Raw genomic sequence first — 20,570 nt, 5'->3', positions numbered from 1 at the left:
TATGAGCGAAGACCACCGCAAGGAGTAACAGCATGAACATTATCAACGCACGCCTGCGCGGCAAGCCTGGGTTGTTCCGCATCGAACTGAACGGCGAGCGCATCGCCGCCATCGTGCCCCAGGCCAATGGGGTGGCGCCCACGCCTGCGGGTGACCTGGATGCCGGGCAGAACCTGGTGGTGGCGCCTTTTGTCGAGCCGCACATCCACCTCGATGCCACCCTGACGGCAGGCGAGCCGAAGTGGAACATGAGCGGTACCCTCTTCGAAGGCATCGAACGCTGGGCCGAGCGCAAGGAAATCACCACCCATGAGGACATCAAGAGCCGTGCGAAAAAGACCATCGGCATGCTGGTGGACCATGGCATCCAGCACGTACGCACCCATGTCGATGTTACCGACCCGAAGCTCACCGCGCTCAAGGCCATGGTCGAGGTGCGTGATGAAGTGCGCCACCTGGTCGACCTGCAGATCGTGGCCTTTCCCCAGGAAGGCATCGAGTCGTACGCCAACGGCCGGGCGCTGATGACCGAGGCGGTAGCCATCGGCGCCGACGTGGTGGGCGGCATTCCGCATTTCGAGAACACCCGCGACCAGGGCGTGGCGTCGGTGAAGTTCCTCATGGACCTGGCCGAGCGCAGCGGCTGCCTGGTGGACGTGCATTGCGACGAAACCGACGATCCGCAGTCGCGTTTCCTGGAAGTGCTGGCCGAGGAGGCCCGGGTGCGCGGCATGGGGGGCCGGGTTACAGCCAGCCACACGGTAGCCATGGGTTCCTACGACAATGCCTACTGCTACAAGCTGTTTCGCCTGCTGAAGCTGTCGGGTATCAATTTCGTCTCCTGCCCGACCGAGAGCATCCACCTGCAAGGGCGTTTCGACAACTACCCGAAACGCCGAGGCGTGACCCGCGTGGCCGAGATTGACCGCGCCGGGATGAACGTGTGCTTCGGCCAGGATTCCATCGTCGATCCGTGGTACCCGTTGGGCAACGGCAACATCCTGCGTATTCTCGAAGCCGGCCTGCACATCTGCCACATGCTCGGTTACGAAGACCTGCAGCGTTGCCTGGACCTGATCACTGACAACAGCGCCCGTACACTGAACCTGGGGGAGGGCTACGGCATCGCGGAGGGGCGCCCGGCGAACCTGCTGCTACTGTCGGCGCCGGACGATTACGAGATGGTACGCAGCCAGGGGCACGCGCTGGTGTCGCTGCGCCATGGCAAGGTGCTGATGCAGCGAACACCGGCGCACGTGCAGCGCTTTGCCTGAGGCGGCGTGGCCTCAGGCGCTCATCGCCGCCAGGGCACAGCTTGAGATCTGCGCATCCTGTACTGCCACACCGGTCAGGTCCGCCAGGGTAATCTGGTCAGCATGCTCCCGCCCAGGGGCGCCGCTGGCCAGCAAGGTACCCAGTTCGATCAGTTGCGTCGTGTCGATCTGGCCGCTGCGCAAGGCGTGGGCAACCTCGCCGTACTGGCTGCACTGCGCGACCGAGTCGACGACGATGCGCGCTGCCCTGGCCACCAGCGCCGGGTCCAATTCCTGCTTGCCAGGCCCGTCGGCACCCACAGCGGTGATGTGCGTGCCGGGCCGGACCCACTCGCTACGCAACAGCGGCTGGCGGGAAGGCGTGGTGCAGACAATCAGGTTGGCTGCCCCCGCGACCTCGGCAGCATCCTGCGTGGTGCGCACGTCATAACCCTGCGCGCGGGCAAACGCACGGTAGGCAGCCAGCCCGCTGTCCTGCCGGCCCCAGACCACGACCTGACGGCAATCGGTAATGGCGCCCAGCTGTTCAAGCTGCATCCGCGCCTGCATGCCGGTGCCCAACATGCCGATGGCAGTGACCTGCGGCGGTGCCAGCAAGCGTGCGGCAATCCGCCCGGCCAGGGCGGTGCGCATGCCGGTCAGCCAGCCCTCGTCCTGCAGCAGCGCCAAGGGCTGCCCGGTGTGCGCAGACAGCACCAGCATCAGGCCATCGTTGCTCGGCAGGTCTTTGCCCGGGTTGTCATAGAAGCCGGTCGAGATTTTCACGGTGAAGGTGGCGCTGCCCTCCACATAGGCCGACTTCACGCAGCAGTCGCCATTCGCGCCTGGGAAGCTGAAGCCCTGGACCGGTGGCACCTGGACCTTGCCCGCCGAGAAGGCGATGAAGCCTTGCTCCAGGCAACGCAGTGCGACCTCGGGGTCGAGGCTGGCGACGATCTGTGCCTTGCTGAAGCACCTCACTGGATAGCCCCGAGGAACGCGTCCAGCACGATGTTGCGGCCACACAGGATGACCGCGACGCGCTTGCCGCGGTAACGCTCGGCAAGCTTCTGCATGCCGGCGACGGCGACGGCCGCGGCACCTTCGATGATCCAGCGTTCACTGCTGGCGATCTCGCGCATGGCGGCCTTGATTTCGGCCTCGCTGACCAGCACGGTGTCGGTCAGCAACGCCTGGCACAGCGGGAAGGTAATGCTGCCGGGCTCGACGCCGCCGGCTGTACCATCGGACAGCGTTTCGCGGGCGGCCACGTCGATGATCTTGCCAACCTTGAGCGACTGCTCCAGCGCCGGGTCGTTTTCCGGCCAGCAGCCGATGATATCGGTACCCGGCTTGAGTACCCGCAGGGCTGCAGCAATACCGGAGATCATTCCACCACCACCGACGGCCACGAACACGGCGTCCAGGTCCGGCGCCTGTTCGAACAGCTCGAAGCCGATGGTGCCTTGCCCGGCAATGACCTGCGCGTCGTTATAAGGTGAGACGAATGGCTTGCCATGGACCTGGGCCTGCCTGGCAGCCTCCAGTTCAGCCCCCAATGGGTCGGTGGGCAAGCCGACCACTTCAGCGCCAAGCGCGCGCATGGCCTGTACCTTGTAGGCAGAAGCGCCATTGCTGGTATACACGGTGACCGGCACCCCAGCGCCTTTACCTGCCAGTGCCAGCGCCTGTCCGTGGTTGCCGGAAGAAGCAGCAATCACCCCTTTACCGCGCTGCTCCTCGGGCAACAGGCGGATCTTGTTGCTGGCGCCGCGAAACTTGAACGAGCCTGTGTGCTGCAAATGCTCGCATTTGAGCAGTACGTGACAGCCGCTGATGGCCGAGAGGCGGGCGCTGTAGGTCAGCGGTGTGATGCTGACGGCTGGGCGCAGTGCCACATGGGCATCCTTGATCGCCTGGTATAGCGTGTCGAGGTAAGTGGCATCGACCAGGGGGAAACCTGTAGCGGTGGACATGATTGCACTCCAGAACAATCGTAGAAATTCAGTCCACCATAGACATATCGTCTATTTCTGGCAAGGGGGTGAACCTGACCACGCGCGCCACTGCCTGGCTCGCCGATGTCATGGAAAAAAACGCAAGGCGTTGCCTGGCGCCTAGGCGCGCAGTTCCTTCAGGTACTTGTACACCGTGGCCCGGCCCATGTTGAGCACTTTGGCGATGTAGTCGGCAGCGCTACGCCCCTCGAACGCGCCCTCGGCATGCAGCGCCTGCACCAGGCTGCGCTTGTCTTTTACCTGCAATGTCTGCAGGGACAGGTTGCGTTCCCCCAGCCAAGCATGCAGGAAGGTATTGATGCGTTCCTGCCAGTCGTTGCGGAACAGCGAATCGGGCTGCGGCACCAGCCGGCTCATCTGGAAGAACGCATCCAGCGCCGCGCGGGCCTGCTCCAGCACCGACACATTCAGGTTGATGCACATCAGGTGCTCCGCTTCACCCGCCTGGTTACGCAGCACGCTACTGATGGAGCGGATCTTCTGGCCGTTCCAGTTGAGCTTTTCGTACGGGCCCAGGTTGACACCGTTGAGCAAGTCTTTGAGTTCGTGGTCGATCGCCGAATCATCGCCCAGTTGGCGCTGGGAGAAATTGTTGGCGATGTGAACGACGGTCTGGCTGCGCAGTTCGTGAAGGATGACTTCTGCGTGCGGGTACAGCAGCAGCGCGATGCTGTCGGCGATTGCCTTGTAGTTTTCCAGGGTCATTTTCTGTCGCGGGTCGAGTGCCAGGCACCATGGTGGCTGCAAAGCAGCACCGACACAAGGCGTCTTGCAAGGGTGGCAGCGTACATTTGCTGCCCACCAAAAACCGCATGTTTTGCCTATCACATTCGATAAGCCGTGATTATTCATTGTCAGCGAGGGTTTGCCAGGGTGACCGCTTGCCCGCATAATCGGTATGTAATTACATGGTACATATCACATTACAAAATCGTAGGAGCACGCATGGCCCGCGGCGGCATCAACAAGGTGGTAGTGCAACAGGCGCGTCAGGCGCTGATTGCCCGGGGCGAAAACCCCAGCATCGATGCCATTCGTATCGAGCTGGGCAACACCGGGTCCAAGACCACCATTCACCGCTACCTGAAGGAGCTGAGCGGTCAGCAACCTGTAGCCGCCGCGGGCGGCCTTGCGCTGAGCGAGGTATTGAGCCGAATGGTCGGGCAGTTGGCCAACCAGCTGCAGGATGAGGCCGACCTGAAGGTCGAGCAGGCCGAGAGCCGCTTCATCGAACAGCGCGAGCAGCTCGAAGCGCAGTTGGCGACCACCCGGCAGGCGTTGGCTGCGGCGCAACAACAGCATCAGATCGACGCAGCCGCACTGGCCGCCGAATCGGAACAGTTGCGTTCTACCCAAAGCACCTTGCAGGCCGAACAGCTGCGTAGTGCCAGCCTCAACCAGGCGCTGGGCGAGTTGCAGCTGCGCCTGGCCGACAAGGACGAGCAGGTGAAGTCGCTGGAAGACAAGCACCGCCATGCCCGCGACGCGCTGGAACACTACCGCACCGCCAGCCGCGAACAGCGCGAGCAGGAACAACGCCGCCATGAAGCGCAACTGCAGCAATTGCAGGTGGAAGTGCGCCAGTTGCAGCAGGGCATGATCGTCAAGCAGGACGAGCTGACCCGCCTGCACCGTGATAACGAGCGCTTGCTGGCTGAGCACCGCCAGGCTGCCAGCGCGTGCAGGGCACAGGATGAATTGCTGGAGCAGCGTGACGCGCAGATTCAGGGCCTGCGTACGATCCTGGCCCAGGCGCAGGGCGCCAGCGAGGAGATGCGTCGGCAGCTGGATGCTCAGGCGCAGCGCCTGGAGCAGCACCGCGACCTGTGCGCGGAACAGGCGCAGCAATTGCAGCAACTTGCCCAGCAGCTGAAGCAACGTGATGAAGCGTTGGCGCAGGTCAAGGCGCAACTGGCCGAGGCTGCAGATTGATCAAACTTTTTCGCGCCGGGGCTTTCTTCCCTATACATTCCCGGTGGAGATAGTGCCATGCCTGAAACCCGACCCGAACGCAAAGAAGGGCCTCATTCGTCCGAGCAGGCCGATAACAACGCTGACCTCGGCTTCGACCCCGATTCACCCGATGTCGACGACCCGCAAGTCGACCCACAGGGGCCGGCCAAGCCGCCCAGGGACGTCGAGAAAAAGCGCTAGAAGTGAATTGCCGGCAAGCCAGCCACCCCAAAGGGCACTGACTTGCCGGCATCAGCAAGGGCCGAGCGAGCCGGCACTCAACTGTCGGCTTGCCTGGCAGCCTCCACGCCCGCCGCCGACAGCTTGATCGGGTAGTTCACGCTGATCTGATGGTCGCTGCTGACCGCCACGCTGCCGTCCTGGATCAGGCCGGCTTCCTGCAAGGTCTTGAGCATGCCGGCCACCGCTTTCTCCCCGCGGTAGTTGTCCAGTACTTCCTTGCCAAGCCCCTCAGGGTGGGCATGCAACAGGCGGGTCAGCACTTCGGCTCTCAATGCATCGTTACTCATGGCGGGCCTCACTTGCCGTGCTTGGCCTGAAGTGTCTTGGCGTGTTCCAGATGCTGTTCGAGTTTGGGCAGGGTTTCGCTGGCGAAAGCCTTCAGTTCGGCCTTGTCAGACGAGGCGGCCTCTTTCTTGAACAGTTCCACCGCCTTTTCGTGAGCATCCACCTGGTTGTTGATGTAGGCCTTGTCGAAGGACTCCTCGCGCCATTCCAGGATCATTTTCTTGACCTTGTCAGTGATCGCAGCCTCATCGGGTACGGAAATGTCCAGCTTGCGGGCGATGTCACCGAGTTTCTGGTTGGCCTGGGTGTGGTCAGTGACCATTTGCTGGGCGAATGTCTTGATCTCGGTGTTCTGGCTTTTCTCCTGGGCCAGCTTACCGGTAACCACTTCGGCAATGCCGGACTCGGTGGCGGCCTCGACAAAGTCATCGGAACTCGCCGCCAGCGCATGTACCGATGCCAGGCCCAGCACCATGGAAAAACCGACGCGCTTGATGAAGAGATTGCTCATGCCTCACTCCTTAAACCGTGACGCGACCTCAGTGTCGCGTACGGTTGAGGGTGATTGCGGGACAAAGGTTTAATCTTTTTCCTGGCCGGCGGTGTCCAGATGCTGGTCAACTATAGTGAACAGCGGCAAACGCGGGGTGGCCAGGGATTTCAATGTGCGCAGCCAGGAATAAGGACGAAGACGGGCTTTTCGCCATAACCGGTGAGGGCCGTGCCGTGGCGCTGTTCCGTCTGGTTCTGGCGTTCATGCTGATGGTGATGCTGGCCTTCGTCGTGGTCGAAGGCTGGCGCATCTGGCGCGATTACCGGCATGCCTTCACCAATGCCGGGAACATGGTCACCAACCTGGCCAGGGCCACGGCGCAACACGCCGAAGACGCCATCCGCCAGGTGGACGCGATCACTGCAGCGCTGGCCGAGCGGCTGGAGGGAGATGGTTTCGACCATATCGACCGGCCGCGCTTGCATGCCTTGCTGGTACAGCAGAAAAATATCATGCCGCAGCTGCATGGTTTGTTCGTGTACGACGCACAGGGCAACTGGATCGTCACCGACCAGGCAGCGGTACCGCCCAATGCCAACAATGCCGACCGCGACTACTTCATCTATCACCGCACACACAGCGACCGGCGTGTACATATCGGCTCGGTGGTGCGCAGCCGCTCCACGGGAGCCTTGATCATTCCCATTTCCCGGCGCCTGGAGCGTGCCGATGGCAGCTTCGCCGGGGTGTTGCTGGGAACGATCAAAGTCGACTGGTTCGTGCATTACTACGGCGACTTCAAGATCGACGAACGTGGCGCGCTGGTCCTGGCCATGCGCGATGGCACCATCCTGGTTCGGCGGCCCTTCGTCGAACAGGTGGTGGGCCGCAGCCTGGCCAACAGCGAGATTTTCCGCAACCACCTGCCATACGCAGCAGAAGGTGTGGTGGAAGCGGTCGCGGTGGTGGACGGCACGCCACGGCTGTATGCCTATCGTGCCCTGTCGAGCTACCCATTGGTGGTGGAGGCAGGCTTGTCGCGCGAGTCGATCGTCGCGCCCTGGCGGCACGACGCGATCAAGTCGATGGCCGTGTTGCTGCTTTTGCTGCTGGGGCTGGCGGTTTTTGGTGGCGTGGTACTGCGCCAGTTGCGCGAGCGGATCGTCATCGAGCGGGCGCTGCACCAGGCACACCAGACCCTCAAGTCCCTGGCCTTGACCGATAGCCTGACCGGGTTGGGCAACCGTCGGCGGCTGGATGCGGTGTTCGAAGCCGAGCTGCGGCGGGCGCGCCGCCAAGGCTATGCGCTGAGCCTGGTGATGCTCGACCTGGACCATTTCAAGGCCTACAACGACCGCTATGGCCACCCGGCGGGCGACCACTGCCTGCGGCGCATTGGCGAAGTACTGCAACAGGCGCTGAAACGGCCGGCCGACCTGGCGGTGCGCTATGGCGGCGAAGAGTTCACCCTGCTGCTGCCCGACACCGACGCCCGAGGGGCGGAACTGCTGGTGCAAGAGGTACAGCAGCTGTTGCGCCGGCAAATGCTGGAACATGCAGGCAGCCCACTGGGGCGGGTATCGTGCAGCGCCGGCATAGCCACGGGGCACCCGGCGCGGGAAGAGGTGACCGCCGAGCGGCTGATGGCCGCAGCGGATGCGGCGTTGTACGAGGCCAAACGTCAAGGCCGGGACAGGTACTGCGTGGCGCAAGACAGCTGGGCAAGTGCGCATTCCTGAGCGGCGCGTCGCGCGCCAGGGCTCAACGCCCTAAACCCAGGCGCATCGCGCAGCGTCCGACGAGGCCATGGGCACGTTCATCGGCAAGGATGCTTCGCAGTCGCGGGTCCAAGTGTGCCTCGTCAACCGTTTCGAAGCCGAAACGCGCATAGAACGGCGCATTCCACGGCACATCGGCAAACGTGGTCAAGGTCAACTCATGGGCACCTGCCTGGCGCGCCGTATCCACCACCTGCCGCAGCAAGGCGCGCCCGACGCCTTGCCCCTGGGCCTGCCGACATACTGAAATCTCGCACAGGTGCAGCGCCGGCCGCTCGAACCGGGCACAGGCGAAACCGAGCACACGCCCTTGCAGATCGTCGGCAACCCAGCTGGTGCCCGTAGCGACGAAAGCCCGGTGCGCATCGATGTCCAGCACATCGGCCTGCGCCAGCCACGCCAGTGTTGGCCAGTCAGCGAAAGCCTGGGCCGCCGAGCGTTCAATCGCTGGCAGCCACTGGATATCGCGCTCGAGGGTAGGGCGGATGCGCATGGGCTCACTCCTTTGAAAGCGCTACGTCTTAATCCTGAGCGGGCAACCGGTCAAGGGTTGAAAGGTGACAATGACTTCATCGACCAGCGCCGCCAAGCGGACACGCCCGCATGGAAAAAATGCCAGGCAATCGGTACCCTTGCGCCTTCCTTCGCCATCACCCGGACCGTTCCATGCTGTTCAATCTCGCCGTGCTGTTCGCCACCCTGGTGGCCATGGAGGGTGTCGGCACGCTGGCCCACAAGTACATCATGCATGGCTGCGGCTGGTGGCTGCACCGCTCGCACCATGAGCCACAGCTGGGCATGCTCGAAACCAACGACCTGTACCTGCTGGCCCTGGGGCTGATCGCCACGGCGCTGGTTGCCCTGGGCAAGAGCGGTCATGCGCCCTTGCAGTGGGTTGGCGCTGGCGTGGCGGGCTATGGGGTGCTGTATGTCGTGGCCCATGACGGGCTGTTTCATCGGCACTGGCCGCGCAAGCCTCGCCCGGTCAACCGCTACCTCCAGCGCCTGCACCGCGCGCACCGGCTGCACCATGCGGTGAAGGGGCGCACCGGGAGCGTATCGTTCGGGTTCTTCTACGCACCGCCATTGCAGGTGTTGAAACGGCAGTTGCGCAGCAGGCGCAGCCAGCCGTGACAATCGCGGCTGGCCCGGTCGCCGGCGCGCTCAGTTCACGGCCTCACCCTTGGCCTGCAGCGCCACATGCCCGCGGCTGACCCACCAGCCGAACCCCGCCGCGGTGAAGAACATGATCAGGCTGTACAGCGCCGCCGGCACTGCCATGGTCGCGTTGTTCAGCAGCGAAGGGCTCAATGCCAGGGCAATCGCCAAGGTGCCGTTGTGAATACCGATCTCCATGCCGATGGCAATCGCCTGGCGCTTGGGAATCGCCAGCAAGCGCGGCAACCAGTAGCCCACGGCCAGGCTCAGCAGGTTGAACAGCAGCGCGGCCAGGCCCACCAGCGGTGCGTACTCGACCACGGTCTGCCAGTCCTTGGCCAGGGCCAGGACGATGGTAAAGGCCAGGAACAGCGCCGCCACCAGCTTCATCGGTTTCTCCATGCGCGCGGCAAAGGCAGGCGCAAAATGACGCGCCAGCATACCCAGGGCCACGGGCAACAGGACGATGGCAAATACCTGCATGACCTTGGCGAACTGCAGCGGGATGGCCTGGTCCGAGGCCATGAACCAGCTCAGCGACAGGTTCACCAGCAACGGCATGGTCAGGATCGCTATCAGCGAATTGACCGCCGTCAGGCTGATGTTCAACGCCACGTCGCCATGCGCCAGGTGGCTGAACAGGTTGGCCGTGGTGCCGCCAGGCGAGGCGGCCAGCAGCATCAGCCCGACCGCCAGCGCGGGCTCGAGGGCAAAGCCGTTGGCGATCAGGAAGCACACCAGCGGCAGCAGCAGGAGCTGGCAGGCCAGGCCGACCACCACCGGTTTGGGGTACTTCACCACGCGGGCGAAGTCGGCCAGGGTCAGCGACAGGCCGAGGCCGAGCATGATGATGCCCAGGGCCAGCGGAAGAACAGCAGTGAGCAACGGAGAAGCAGTCATGGCAGGTCCCGCGGCGATAGGTCGGCAGAAGTGTAGGCCGGCCGTGACTGATCGCTAATCGCAAAGCGCCAGCTTTGGTAACCATTTGTTGCCGTTACACCGCCCGGCGAGGTGGCATGTCGCGTTGCAGCACGCCTGCCGGCACAGTAGCATTCCCGGTTTTACCGAGGATTAGCCTGTCATGCCGTTTCAGCAAGGTCTGCTTGCCACGCCGGTGCCGGTTCACGCCCGCCACCTGTTCTTCGCCATCGAAACACTGGAAGCGGTGCCGGCAGCGCTGGATGCGCTGGCCAGCCAGGTTGACGGCGTGCGCCTGTCGCTGGGCGTCGGTGCGCCACTGGCAAAAGCCCTGGGCAGCCTTGTCGATGGCTTGAAGCCGTTTCCGCAACTGGACGCTGTGGTGGAGAACCCCAGCACCCAGCATGCCCTGTGGCTGTGGCTGCGCGGGGAGGAACGTGGCGACCTGTACCTGCACGCCCAGGCGCTGGAACAGCTGTTGAGCCCGGCGTTCAGCCTGGTCGACCACGTCGATGGCTTCCTCCACCAGGGCGGCCGTGACCTGACGGGTTATGAAGACGGCACCGAGAACCCACGTGATGAGGCAGCGGTCGAGGCCGCCATCCTCAAGGCCGCCCAGCCAGGCCTCGACGGCTCGTGCTTTGCTGCGTTCCAACTGTGGAAGCACGACCTGGAATACTTCAAGTCGCTGCCCCAGCAGGCGCAGGACGACATCATCGGCCGCCGCCTGAGCGACAACGAAGAACTGGATGACGCGCCGGCGTCTGCGCATGTCAAGCGAACCGCCCAGGAGAGCTTCGCGCCGGAGGCGTTCATGGTCCGTCGCTCGGTGTCCTGGGCAGACACCCGTGGAGCAGGCCTGGCGTTCGTTGCGCTGGGCCGTAGCTTCGACGCCTTCGAGGTGCAGCTGCGGCGCATGAGCGGCCTGGAGGACGGCATCATCGATGGCCTGTACCGCTTCAGTCGGCCGCTGAGCGGTGGCTATTACTGGTGCCCACCGATGACCGCAGCGGGTGTCGACCTGCGCCTGTTGCTGACGGCCTGACAGCTGAACATCCCGCCCCTGGCGCATTCGCCAGGGGCATTGCGGTGGCGCAAGGCCGCCGCTGGGCTGCCGACTGCCGAACGCCCCACCGAGCGACTCTGTGGCGCGCCAAATATGGCGTTGCCGCTTATTTAATGCCGCTGGTCCGAACGCTTCGCAATAAACCGAATCCCGCGATATGACCGAACTCCGAACAGGTGTACGGCAGTTAATGCCGTGCATTCCGAAGTCATATGAGGTTTAAGACCATGGCCAACAAAGAGAACAGCCGTAGCGGCAATCAACAAGGCAGCCAGGGTGGTAACAAGAACCCAGGCAACTTTGCCAATGACCGCGAGAAAGCCTCCGAAGCCGGGCGCAAGGGCGGCCAGCATTCCGGTGGCGGCCGCAGCAGTGAATCGAGCCGCAAGGGCGGCCGTTCGTAAGTGAGGCTACGCAGTGCCGGGGCAGCCTGGCACTGCGATTCATGCCGAAAAGGAGTGCCCCATGCGATTGCCTTCCCTGATAGCCCTGATGAGCGCCCTGGCCCTGGTCGGCGGTTGTTTCGACCGTGACAACGATCACCCGGCCAAGGATGCCGACCAGAGCAAACCGTCCCTGCAGATGCAGCAGCCCGGCGACAAGCCGGCTGCGCAACCTGCGCCGGACCCTGAACCGATGCCCGGACAGAAACCCAGCCAATAACACCCGCAAAAGGAATACGGCATGACGGTCATGACCCGCAAGACCGCCGCGAAGGTACCGGTTTCGGTAACAGCGCCCAGCCTGCAGGCCCGTTACCAGGCATTGCTGGCCGACAGCGACGCGGACAGCGCCGCGTGGCTGCACGAACAATTGGCTCGGACGCAAGCTTTGCAGGATGACCTGCCTGCCGACCCCGCGCACCTGGAAGCCTGGAGCGCCGGGCACGCTGCCGGGGTCGCTCAAGCCTACGCCGCCTACCTGGCGCAACGCCGTCAGGGTAGCCCGCGGCGCTATTTTGCCAATCGCGCCCAGGCATTGTGGTTCCTGCAGCAAGTCGCGCCCACCAAGGCAGTGGACGGCGCATGGCTGCATGGCACCTTGCGCCACTGGCGGGATCCGCGCTATCACGGCCTGATCCGCACCTACCTGGAAGAACTGGGCGGTGGCGATCCGCGCTGCAACCACGTGCTGATCTACCAACGCCTGCTGAGCCGGCTGGGCTGTCTCGAGCTGCCTGAACTGGACGACCAGCGCTACCTGCAAGGCGCCTTGCAGCTGGCCCTGGGGCGGCATGCCGATGACTTCCTGGCCGAGCTCATCGGCTACAACCTGGGCTACGAACAACCGCCACTGCATTTGCTGATCACCACCTACGAACTGGCGGAACTGGGCATCGATGGCCATTACTTCCAGTTGCACGTGACCATCGACAACGCCGCCAGCGGGCATGCGCACCTGTCCATCCAGGCGCTGCGCCAGCTGCGCCCGGTGGATGATGCAGGGGCTTTCTACCAACGCGTACGCCTGGGCTACCGCCTGAATGACCTGGGGGTCGATACGCCCAGCCTGATCAACAGCTTCGAGCTGGAGGCCGAGCTGTTGCGGGTACTGGAGCACAAGCGCCACTTCGGCCAGTTCATGCATTCCGACCATTGCCGCCTGCAGAAACGCACCGTCAACCAGTGGCTGGCCGAGCCAGGCGGCATGCCGGCGTTCCTCGACGCGTTGCAAGCGCAGGGCTGGATCCAGCGCGGAGAGGCCCCTGCGAACAGCCGTTGGTGGGCCCTCATCGAAGGCCCGACGGCGCCCATGTACGGTGTGTTCACCGCCTACGAAAAACAACTGTGGCACGACTGGATCGCAGCGGGCTGGCAAGCCCCTGGTTCACGGGTGATGCCTGGCAGCTGGGAGGCGCCATTGCAGCTGGATGCACCACTGGAGCGTGCAGCACCGGAAACCGACATCGAGACCTTGATCGACGGCATGGCCGGTAACCGTCATGCCACACCGCAAGGATTGCTGGCGACCCAGGGCTACCTGCGTGCCACCGGCCTGGCCCAGGAGGAACCCCGCTGATGCAGCTTGACCCACAACAGATCCAGGCTGACCAGGCTTTGCTGCAACTGGGCAAGCGCCTGCGTGCCGACGGCTACCGCTTCACCTGTGTCACCCCGGCCACCCATGCCCGGGTCAACGCTCGCCCAGGGGCGGAGCGGGCCAGGACACTGCGCGATGTGTTCGGCTGGAGCCGCCCGTTTCCCGCGTCGCTGGTCTCCGCCGACGAACTGGCTCAGCTACGCCAGGCGCAGGTGCTGGCCACGCGTGGTGAGTGGCTGACGAGCACCGTTCGCTGGTCCACCCTCGAAAACTTGCTGCTGGTGCACTCGGCTTACCCCACCGAAGCCAGCGACGCGGTGTTCTTCGGCCCGGACAGCTACCGTTTCGCCCAGGTGATCCATGACCACCTGCAACGCACTCCGAAGCGCGTCGAGCATGCCGTGGATATTGGCTGCGGCACCGGTGTCGGTGCCTTGCTGGTGGCCCAGGCCGTGCCGCACGCCCAGGTTACCGCTGTCGACATCAACCCGCTGGCACTGCGCTACACCGCGATCAATGCAGCACTGGCGGGCCTGAGCAATGTCTCGGTAGAGCCGAGCGACTTGCTCGACGGCATTACCGGCCTGTTCGACCTGATCATCGCCAACCCACCGTACATGCTCGATGTGGAGGAGCGTACCTACCGCCACGGTGGTGGCACGCTGGGCGCCGAGCTGTCGCTGCGCATCGTCGAACAGGCCCGCGAGCGGCTTGCCCCCGGTGGCTCGCTGTTGCTGTATACCGGTGTGGCGATCATCGAAGGCCGTGACCCGTTGCTCGAAGCCATCCGCCTGCGCCTGGCGGGGCCTGAGTGGTCCTGGGTCTACCGCGAGGTCGACCCGGACGTGTTCGGCGAGCAACTGGGCGAGCGTGGCTACGAGCAGGTCGAGCGCATCGCCGCAGTCTCGCTCACCGTCACCCGCAACGGCTGAGCCGATATGCCAGCGCCTTGCACCTTCGGCATCGAAGAAGAATACCTGCTGGTCGACCTGGCCACCGGCCGCGTTCCGGTTGCGCCTCTGCCGGCGCTGGCCAGGCGCTGCCAGGAGGTGCTGGGCACGCCGTTTGCCCAGGAGATGTTCCGCAGCCAGATCGAAGTGGCGTCCCCGGTATTCGCCAACCTTCACCAGGCTCGGGAATTCTTTGCCCACAGCCGCCAGCGCCTTGGCGAAGCCCTGGCGCAGGACGGCATGGCCCTGTATGGCGCCGCCAGCCACCCGTTTGCCCGGTGGCAGAAGCAGAAACCGGCCGCCGCAACGCATTACCGGCAGTTGTTCGATGACTACCAGCACGTGGCGCGACGCAGCCTGGTCAATGGCCTGCATGTGCATGTCGGCGTGCCGGCAGGTTGCGACCGGATGCAGTTGATCAACCGCCTGCTGCCATGGCTGCCGCTGCTGCTGGTACTGAGCACGTCGTCGCCGTTATGGTGCGGCCAGGATACGGGCTACCTGAGCTACCGCCGGGTGATCTGTGGCGAGTGGCCGCACATGGGCTTGCCCGAACCTTTGCCGGACTGGTCCGCCTACGAGCGCTACCGGGCCTTGCTGCAGCGTACCGGGTCGCTGGCCAAGGATGGCGACTTCTGGTGGGCGGTGCGCCCGTCGCGGCGCTACCCGACCGTGGAGCTGCGTATCTGCGATGCCTGCCCGGACCTGGAAGATGCGCTGTGTATCGCCGGGTTGTTCCGGCATATCGTCGAGCACTGCGTGCGCTGGGGGCACGACCCCGAACCACTGACCCGTGAGCTGCGCTGGGTGGCCCAGGAAAACTACTGGCGCGCCATGCGCCATGGCCGCCATGGCAGCTTCATCGGCCAGCGGCAACAGCAGGCTGTTTCCGCTCAGGGCTGGCTCGCGCAGTTGCAGGAGGCATTTCCCGTGGACACGGCTGACGCCGAGCGCGCGTTGCTGCATGCACGCCGGATCGTGGCCGAAGGCACCAGTGCGGACCGCCAGCTGGCCTGCCTCGAGCACGCCCGCGCCAGCGGCAAGAGCGCGTCGCAAGCGCTACGCCTGGTAGTGGACCAGGTATTGGCGGAGGGTGGCAAATACCCACTTCACAACCCCACGGTACTTGCAATCGCGCAGGGTTGAACGACAATGGCGGCGCCCTTTGCCAGCCACCCGGACACCCCGCACCATGATGCTGACCCAGCAATTCCCTGATATTTCACTGGCTGACACCTTGTTCGTGTTCGCCCTCGAGGCCGAGGCGGGCAGTGTGTTCGCCGGGATGAACACTGTGTTCACCGGCATCGGCAAGGTCAATGCCGCCATCGCCCTGACACGGGCCATCGCCGCCAGCAGACCCAGGCTGATCGTCAACCTGGGGTCTGCTGGCAGCCTGCGTCACGGCAAGGGCGAAGTGGTGTGCTGCAACCGCTTCGTGCAGCGTGACATGGATGTGACCCCGCTGGGCTTCGCCCGTTATGAAACGCCGCTGTCGGATATTCCGGTGCTGCTGGAGCATGGCGTGGTGATCCCCGGCTTGCCCGTGGAAACCTGCGGCAGCGGCGACAGTTTCGAGATCAACCACGGCGACGCTCCGTACGACGTGGTCGACATGGAGGCCTATGTGCTGGCTTTGATCGCGCGCAGCGAAGGCATTCCCTTCGTCTGCCTGAAATACATCTCCGACGATGCCGGCAGCGATGCGGCCGGGGACTGGGCGGTGCAGGTGCACCTGGCGGCAGAGGCATTCAAGCGGGTGTTGTTCAGCCAGGTGTGACCGCTGGTCGGCGCTGGCGCCAGGCCGAGCAAACCATCGAGCGAGGGGTGTCCTCGAAACCGGTATCGGCCCTTTTGCGGGCCGTCCCGGTTTCAGCAGAGGAGTAGCCCCATGCCCAACAAACCCCAAGACCAGTTCAGCATGCAGAACCCGCTGACCCAGTATCCGCACCCACCGTTCCCGGCCCAGGGCCAACCTGCGCCCGGCCTGGACGTCAACATGCAGCCCAAGCCCGACCACGGCGAAGCCAGCTACAAGGGCTTCGGCCGCCTGGCCGGGCGCAAGGCGCTGATCACCGGCGCAGACTCCGGTATCGGCCGCGCAGTCGCCATCGCCTTTGCCCGCGAAGGCGCCGACATCGCGCTGAACTACCTGCCCATCGAACAACCCGATGCCCGCGAGGTGATCAAGCTGATCGAAGCCGAAGGCCGCAAGGTGGTTGCGATTGCCGGCGACCTCAAGGACGAGCAGTTCTGCAAGGAACTGGTCGAGCAGGCCCACGAACAGCTCGGCGGCCTGGACATCCTGGTCAACGTCGCCGGCAAGCAGGAGGCACGCAAGGACATCAGCCAGATCACCCACGAGCAGTTCGACCACACCCTGAAAACCAACGTCTACGCGCTGTTCTGGCTGTGCCAGGCCGCAGTGCCGCTGATGCCGGCGGGCGCCACCATCATCAACACGGCCTCGATCCAGTCCTACCAGCCATCGGCCACCTTGCTCGACTATGCCACCACCAAGGCCGCCATCGTTGCCTTCACCAAGGCCTTGGCCAAGCAGGTGATCGAACGCGGTATCCGGGTCAACGCCGTGGCCCCGGGGCCGATCTGGACGGTACTGCAGCCCAGTGGCGGCCAGCCGCCGGAGAAAATCCCCGAATTCGGCGCCCAGACGCCAATGAAGCGCCCCGGCCAGCCGGCCGAGTGCGCACCGGTCTACGTGCTGCTGGCCAGCCAGGAGTCCAGCTACATCACCGGCGAGGTGTTCGGCGTGACCGGAGGCAACCCGCTGCCATAGGGCTGGCCGGCTAAACCTTCACGGCTGGGTGCAGTCACTTGTGGTATCGACAAGGCAACCCTGGGGGCAGATTCATGGCAAGGGCAATCTGGAAAGGCGCCATCAGCTTTGGCCTCGTGCACATCCCTGTGGCCCTGAATACCGCAGTGCGCACCGAGCGCGTGGACTTCGACTGGCTCGACAAGCGCAGCATGGAACCGGTGGGCTACAAGCGGGTGAACAAGGTCACCGGCAAGGAAATCGACAAGGAAAACATCGTCAAAGGGGTGGAGTACGAAAAGGGCCGCTATGTGGTGATCAGCGAAGAAGAGATCCGCAAGGCCCGCCCCGAGGCGACGCAGACCATCGATATCTTTGCCTTCGTCGATGCCGGCGATATTCCCCTGCAGCATTTCGACACGCCTTACTACCTCAGCCCGGACCGGCGTGGTGGCAAGGTCTACGCATTGCTGCGCGAAACCCTGGCCAGCACCGGCAAGGTGGCGTTGGCCACGGTGGTGTTGCATACCCGCCAGCACCTGGCCTTGCTGCGGCCACTGGACGAGGCGCTGGTGATGATCACCCTGCGCTGGCCGGAAGAGGTGCGTGGGCTGGACACGCTGGAGCTGGACAGCAGCGTTACCGAAGCCAAGGTGGACAAGCGCGAGCTGGACATGGCCAAACGGCTGGTCGAGGACATGACCGGTGCCTGGTCGCCGGATGAGTATCATGACGCCTTCCGCCAGACCATCCTCGACCTTGTGGAAGAAAAGGCCAGCAAAGGCAAGATCGAAACAGTGGAGACAGGCGAGGCCACCGGCACGGAAAAAGGTGCCGATATCATCGACCTTACCGAGCTGCTCAAGCGCAGCCTGGGCGGCAAGGGCGGGGCAGCCGGCAAGAAAAAGCCGGCTGCAGAGAAGAAGCCCGCCAAGCGCACGCGCAAGGCCTCTTGACTGGCGTCAAGCTCAGCTGCCGGGCCCGCGCGTTACTGGCCCAGCAGCTTGCGCATCCGCGCGGTGATCGACTGACGCACCTTGCCCATGTCCGCCCAGGGGTCGTCGACTTCCGCCAGGCGCTCGCGCAGGTTGTTGATGTTCCATTGGTTGGCGCCCTTCAGCTGGGCCAGCTCTTCCCGCCAGATCGGTACCGACACCGGCAACCCCTCGCGCGCCCGTAACGAGTAGGCACAGGCAGTAGTCGCGCCCTTGCCGTTGCGCAGGTAGTCGATGAAGATGCGCCCGACGCGGTTCTTCGGCCCGGACACGGCGCTCAGGCGCTCGGGGAACAGCTTGGCGAGGTAATTGACGATCGCGTGGCTGAAGTCCTTCACTTCGTCCCAGCTGGCTTTGCGGGTCAGCGGTACGACCACATGGATGCCCTTGCCGCCGCTGGTCTTCAGGAACACCTTAAGGCCCAGCTCGTCGAGCAGGGTCAAGGTCAGCTGGGTGGCCTCCAGCATGGCTTTCCAGGGCAGGGCAGGGTCCGGGTCGAGATCGAGGACGAAGCGGTCGGGCTTGTCGAAGTCCTTGTCGGTGCCGTTCCAGGTGTGCAGCTCGAGCATGTTCATCTGCACGGCGCCCAGCAGGGTATCGGGACGGTTGATGATCATCGCGGCCTGGCCGGCTTCGGCTTTGTCATAGCTGAGCACGTTGGGAATATGTAGCTGGCCGGCGTTTTTCTGGAAGAACAACTCGCCCGCCAGCCCATCAGGGGCGCGTACCAGGGCCACCGGGCGGTCCTTGAGCTGCGGCAGGATCCACTGGCTGACCTCGGCGTAATACTCCGCCACGTCGCGCTTGGTGACGCCGCTGCTGGCGTCGATGACACGCTCAGGGTGGGTCAGGCGCAGGTCACCGAACTGCTCCGGGGCCTTGTCGGGCTTGGTTTTGGTTTTGGCGTTGGATTTGGATTTGGGCAGGGTGTTGCCGGGCATGGCGCGCTCCAGGTCGATGGCGGTGGCCGGTTTGTCGTCACGCAGGCCGTGGAATACCGAATGACGCACAATCCCTTCGCGGGTCATCTGCGCGTAGGCCACTTCGGCCAGCAAGTGTGGCTTCAGCCAGTGCACGCCCCGGGCCTCGGCCCCGGTAGGTGGCCTGGGCAGGGCGGGCTTGGCGATTTCGAGCGGTTTGAGCCGCGCATGGATGCTGTCCAGCGTCGTGGCGCTGAAGCCGGTGCCGACCTTGCCGGCGTAACGCAACTCACCGCTGTCGTTGTCATGCAGTGCCAACAGCAAGGCACCGAAGCCATTGCGGCTACCTTTCGGTTCGGTATAGCCGACGATCACGAACTCCTGGCGCTTCTTGCACTTGAGCTTGACCCAGTCGGCACTGCGCCGCCCGACGTAGGTGCTGTCCACGCGCTTGCCAATCAGCCCCTCCAGGTCCAGGCGGCAGGCACTGTCCAGCAGTGATTCCACCGGCTGGTCGAAATCGGCCGAAAACAGCAGGTTGTCCGACTCATTGGCTTCGAGCAACTGGCGCAGCGTTTCGCGGCGGTCCTGCAGCGGCACCTGGCGCAGGTCACGACCGCCGAGAAACGGCAGGTCGAACAGGTAATAGGTGATCTGTTCGTCGTGGTCGGTATCGAACGCGTTCTGCAGCGCCTGGAAGTCCGCCACGCCCTGCCCGTTGTTCACCACCATCTCGCCATCCAGCCAGGCCGAGTCGACCCCAAGCTGACGCAGGGCGGCCACCTGGCGCGGCATTTTCGCGCTCCAGTCATGGCCGTTGCGCGTAAACAGGCGAATGTCATCACCGTCGATGCGCGCCAGGATGCGGTAGCCATCGAACTTCACTTCGTAGCGCCAGTCGCCTGCCGGTGGCGAGTCGACCAGCGTGGCCAGCTGCGGTTGCAACAGGTCTGGCAACGGCGCAGCTTTACCGGTGGCCGCGCGTTTGCCGGCCGCCGGCTTGGCCTTGGCCGGCTTGCCGCGGCTGCGCTTGGGCAGCAGGGTACGGTCGCTGAGCACGCTGTCCGGCTGCGCATCGACGATGCTGTATTCGCTTTCGCTGCGCGCCTGGCTGTCATGGGACTTGACCAGCATCCACTGCTCCTTCTTGCCGGCCAGGTGGGTGCGGAACAGGTTCCAGACGCCGCTGAGCTTTTCGCCCTGCAGGCGGAAACGCAGCTTGCCTTTGGCGTAGGCCTCGCGCGCGTCACCCTCCGGCTCCCAGATGCCGCGATCCCAGACGATCACGTCGCCGGCACCATAATGCCCTTCGGGGATGTGCCCTTCGAAATCGGCGTAGTCCAGCGGGTGGTCTTCGACGTGCACGGCCAGGCGGCGCACCTTGGGGTCGAGCGATGGGCCTTTGGGGATGGCCCAGCTTTTCAGCGTGCCGTCCAGTTCCAGGCGGAAATCGTAATGCAGGTGGCTGGCATCGTGCTTCTGTATGCAGAACTGCAGGGCATGGGCGCGCCGGGCGCGCTTGTGCTTGCCACTGGGTTCGGGGGTGGCGTTGAAATCGCGCTTGCGCGCGTATTCCTCGAGGGGCTTGGCCATGGCAGGCTCCGGGGCGATTCGCTGTCTTATCGTTGGGAGGCAGCCAGGGCCGGGGGAGTTCAAAAAAGCCGCTGCAGGTTTGCAAGAAACTCTGAATCTTCCGGCGCTTGGCATAGTCGACCATGAGTAAG

General features: G+C 64.2%; 21 protein-coding genes and 1 pseudogene. 14 read left to right on the top strand and 8 right to left on the bottom strand.

Annotation, left to right across the window (positions count from 1 at the left end; translation table 11 throughout):
- The first annotated feature begins 32 nt into the window (after positions 1 to 32).
- On the top strand, positions 33 to 1,274 hold the full coding sequence (gene codA / locus QSV36_RS24425; protein ID WP_289135449.1) for a cytosine deaminase: 1,242 nt from the start codon (positions 33 to 35) through the stop codon (positions 1,272 to 1,274).
- A 12-nt stretch (positions 1,275 to 1,286) separates the two neighbouring features.
- Here codA and QSV36_RS24420 read toward each other — a convergent pair whose 3' ends face one another.
- The 3 genes from QSV36_RS24420 to QSV36_RS24410 form a co-directional block, all read right to left on the bottom strand.
- Positions 1,287 to 2,234 (bottom strand): ornithine cyclodeaminase family protein, encoded by a 948-nt coding sequence (locus QSV36_RS24420; RefSeq protein WP_289135445.1) that lies wholly within the window; start codon positions 2,232 to 2,234, stop codon positions 1,287 to 1,289.
- Complete coding sequence (locus QSV36_RS24415; protein WP_289135443.1) at positions 2,231 to 3,229, bottom strand: threonine/serine dehydratase; 999 nt, start codon at positions 3,227 to 3,229, stop codon at positions 2,231 to 2,233. Before QSV36_RS24415 ends, QSV36_RS24420 begins: the two co-directional genes overlap by 4 nt.
- A 141-nt stretch (positions 3,230 to 3,370) precedes the next feature.
- Positions 3,371 to 3,976 carry a helix-turn-helix transcriptional regulator gene (locus QSV36_RS24410; protein ID WP_289135441.1) on the bottom strand — a complete coding sequence of 202 codons (606 nt, stop codon included), beginning with the start codon at positions 3,974 to 3,976 and terminating at the stop codon, positions 3,371 to 3,373.
- Positions 3,977 to 4,216: 240 nt separating this feature from the next.
- Between QSV36_RS24410 and QSV36_RS24405 the strand changes: the two genes are divergently transcribed.
- Positions 4,217 to 5,203, top strand: coding sequence for a DNA-binding protein (locus tag QSV36_RS24405; RefSeq protein ID WP_289135439.1), 987 nt, complete (start codon positions 4,217 to 4,219; stop codon positions 5,201 to 5,203).
- Positions 5,204 to 5,260: 57 nt separating this feature from the next.
- Positions 5,261 to 5,425, top strand: coding sequence for a DUF6021 family protein (locus QSV36_RS24400; protein ID WP_289135436.1), 165 nt, complete (start codon positions 5,261 to 5,263; stop codon positions 5,423 to 5,425).
- A 77-nt stretch (positions 5,426 to 5,502) separates the two neighbouring features.
- On the opposite strand, the gene QSV36_RS24395 is transcribed toward QSV36_RS24400, so the two are convergent.
- Positions 5,503 to 5,754 carry a hypothetical protein gene (locus QSV36_RS24395; protein WP_289135434.1) on the bottom strand — a complete coding sequence of 84 codons (252 nt, stop codon included), beginning with the start codon at positions 5,752 to 5,754 and terminating at the stop codon, positions 5,503 to 5,505.
- Between the two features lie 8 nt (positions 5,755 to 5,762).
- Positions 5,763 to 6,263, bottom strand: a complete 501-nt coding sequence (locus QSV36_RS24390) for a DUF4142 domain-containing protein (protein ID WP_289135431.1) — start codon at positions 6,261 to 6,263, stop codon at positions 5,763 to 5,765.
- A 152-nt stretch (positions 6,264 to 6,415) separates the two neighbouring features.
- Between QSV36_RS24390 and QSV36_RS24385 the strand changes: the two genes are divergently transcribed.
- Positions 6,416 to 7,984: a sensor domain-containing diguanylate cyclase gene (locus tag QSV36_RS24385; RefSeq protein ID WP_289135429.1), complete on the top strand. Its 1,569-nt coding sequence runs from the start codon at positions 6,416 to 6,418 to the stop codon at positions 7,982 to 7,984.
- A 22-nt stretch (positions 7,985 to 8,006) separates the two neighbouring features.
- Here QSV36_RS24385 and QSV36_RS24380 read toward each other — a convergent pair whose 3' ends face one another.
- Positions 8,007 to 8,516 carry a GNAT family N-acetyltransferase gene (locus tag QSV36_RS24380; protein WP_289135425.1) on the bottom strand — a complete coding sequence of 170 codons (510 nt, stop codon included), beginning with the start codon at positions 8,514 to 8,516 and terminating at the stop codon, positions 8,007 to 8,009.
- A 173-nt stretch (positions 8,517 to 8,689) separates the two neighbouring features.
- Here QSV36_RS24380 and QSV36_RS24375 point away from each other — a divergent pair, with 173 nt between their 5' ends.
- Positions 8,690 to 9,157, top strand: coding sequence for a sterol desaturase family protein (locus QSV36_RS24375; RefSeq protein WP_289135423.1), 468 nt, complete (start codon positions 8,690 to 8,692; stop codon positions 9,155 to 9,157).
- Positions 9,158 to 9,187: 30 nt separating this feature from the next.
- Here QSV36_RS24375 and QSV36_RS24370 read toward each other — a convergent pair whose 3' ends face one another.
- Positions 9,188 to 10,081, bottom strand: a complete 894-nt coding sequence (locus QSV36_RS24370) for a bile acid:sodium symporter family protein (RefSeq protein ID WP_289135419.1) — start codon at positions 10,079 to 10,081, stop codon at positions 9,188 to 9,190.
- 181 nt (positions 10,082 to 10,262) lie between these two features.
- Between QSV36_RS24370 and QSV36_RS24365 the strand changes: the two genes are divergently transcribed.
- From QSV36_RS24365 to ku, 9 genes and pseudogenes are all read left to right on the top strand, one after another.
- A complete protein-coding gene (locus QSV36_RS24365; protein ID WP_289135417.1) occupies positions 10,263 to 11,144 on the top strand; it encodes a Dyp-type peroxidase in 882 nt (293 codons plus the stop codon).
- A 305-nt stretch (positions 11,145 to 11,449) separates the two neighbouring features.
- Positions 11,450 to 11,569, top strand: a pseudogene (locus QSV36_RS24360) (KGG domain-containing protein); the annotation flags it as partial.
- A gap of 61 nt (positions 11,570 to 11,630) precedes the next feature.
- Positions 11,631 to 11,828: a hypothetical protein gene (locus QSV36_RS24355; protein ID WP_289135414.1), complete on the top strand. Its 198-nt coding sequence runs from the start codon at positions 11,631 to 11,633 to the stop codon at positions 11,826 to 11,828.
- A 21-nt stretch (positions 11,829 to 11,849) separates the two neighbouring features.
- Positions 11,850 to 13,184 (top strand): iron-containing redox enzyme family protein, encoded by a 1,335-nt coding sequence (locus QSV36_RS24350; protein ID WP_289135413.1) that lies wholly within the window; start codon positions 11,850 to 11,852, stop codon positions 13,182 to 13,184.
- Entirely contained in the window at positions 13,184 to 14,137 is a 954-nt protein-coding gene (locus QSV36_RS24345) for a N5-glutamine methyltransferase family protein (RefSeq protein ID WP_289135411.1), read from the top strand. The genes QSV36_RS24350 and QSV36_RS24345 overlap by 1 nt, the downstream gene beginning before the upstream one ends.
- A 6-nt stretch (positions 14,138 to 14,143) precedes the next feature.
- Entirely contained in the window at positions 14,144 to 15,301 is a 1,158-nt protein-coding gene (locus tag QSV36_RS24340; RefSeq protein ID WP_289135409.1) for a carboxylate-amine ligase, read from the top strand.
- 46 nt (positions 15,302 to 15,347) lie between these two features.
- On the top strand, positions 15,348 to 15,935 hold the full coding sequence (locus QSV36_RS24335; protein ID WP_289135406.1) for a 5'-methylthioadenosine/S-adenosylhomocysteine nucleosidase family protein: 588 nt from the start codon (positions 15,348 to 15,350) through the stop codon (positions 15,933 to 15,935).
- A gap of 111 nt (positions 15,936 to 16,046) precedes the next feature.
- Entirely contained in the window at positions 16,047 to 16,952 is a 906-nt protein-coding gene (locus QSV36_RS24330; RefSeq protein ID WP_289135403.1) for an SDR family oxidoreductase, read from the top strand.
- Between the two features lie 74 nt (positions 16,953 to 17,026).
- Entirely contained in the window at positions 17,027 to 17,887 is an 861-nt protein-coding gene (ku, locus tag QSV36_RS24325) for a non-homologous end joining protein Ku (RefSeq protein ID WP_289135400.1), read from the top strand.
- A gap of 32 nt (positions 17,888 to 17,919) precedes the next feature.
- Here the strand turns inward: ku and ligD are convergent, their stop codons facing one another.
- Positions 17,920 to 20,439 (bottom strand): DNA ligase D, encoded by a 2,520-nt coding sequence (gene ligD, locus QSV36_RS24320; protein WP_289135397.1) that lies wholly within the window; start codon positions 20,437 to 20,439, stop codon positions 17,920 to 17,922.
- Positions 20,440 to 20,570: the final 131 nt, after the last annotated feature.

The sequence above is a fragment of the Pseudomonas sp. BCRC 81390 genome, from assembly GCF_030341915.1.
Classification (GTDB): domain Bacteria; phylum Pseudomonadota; class Gammaproteobacteria; order Pseudomonadales; family Pseudomonadaceae; genus Aquipseudomonas.
This window is presented reverse-complemented; position numbering and strand designations above follow the sequence as displayed.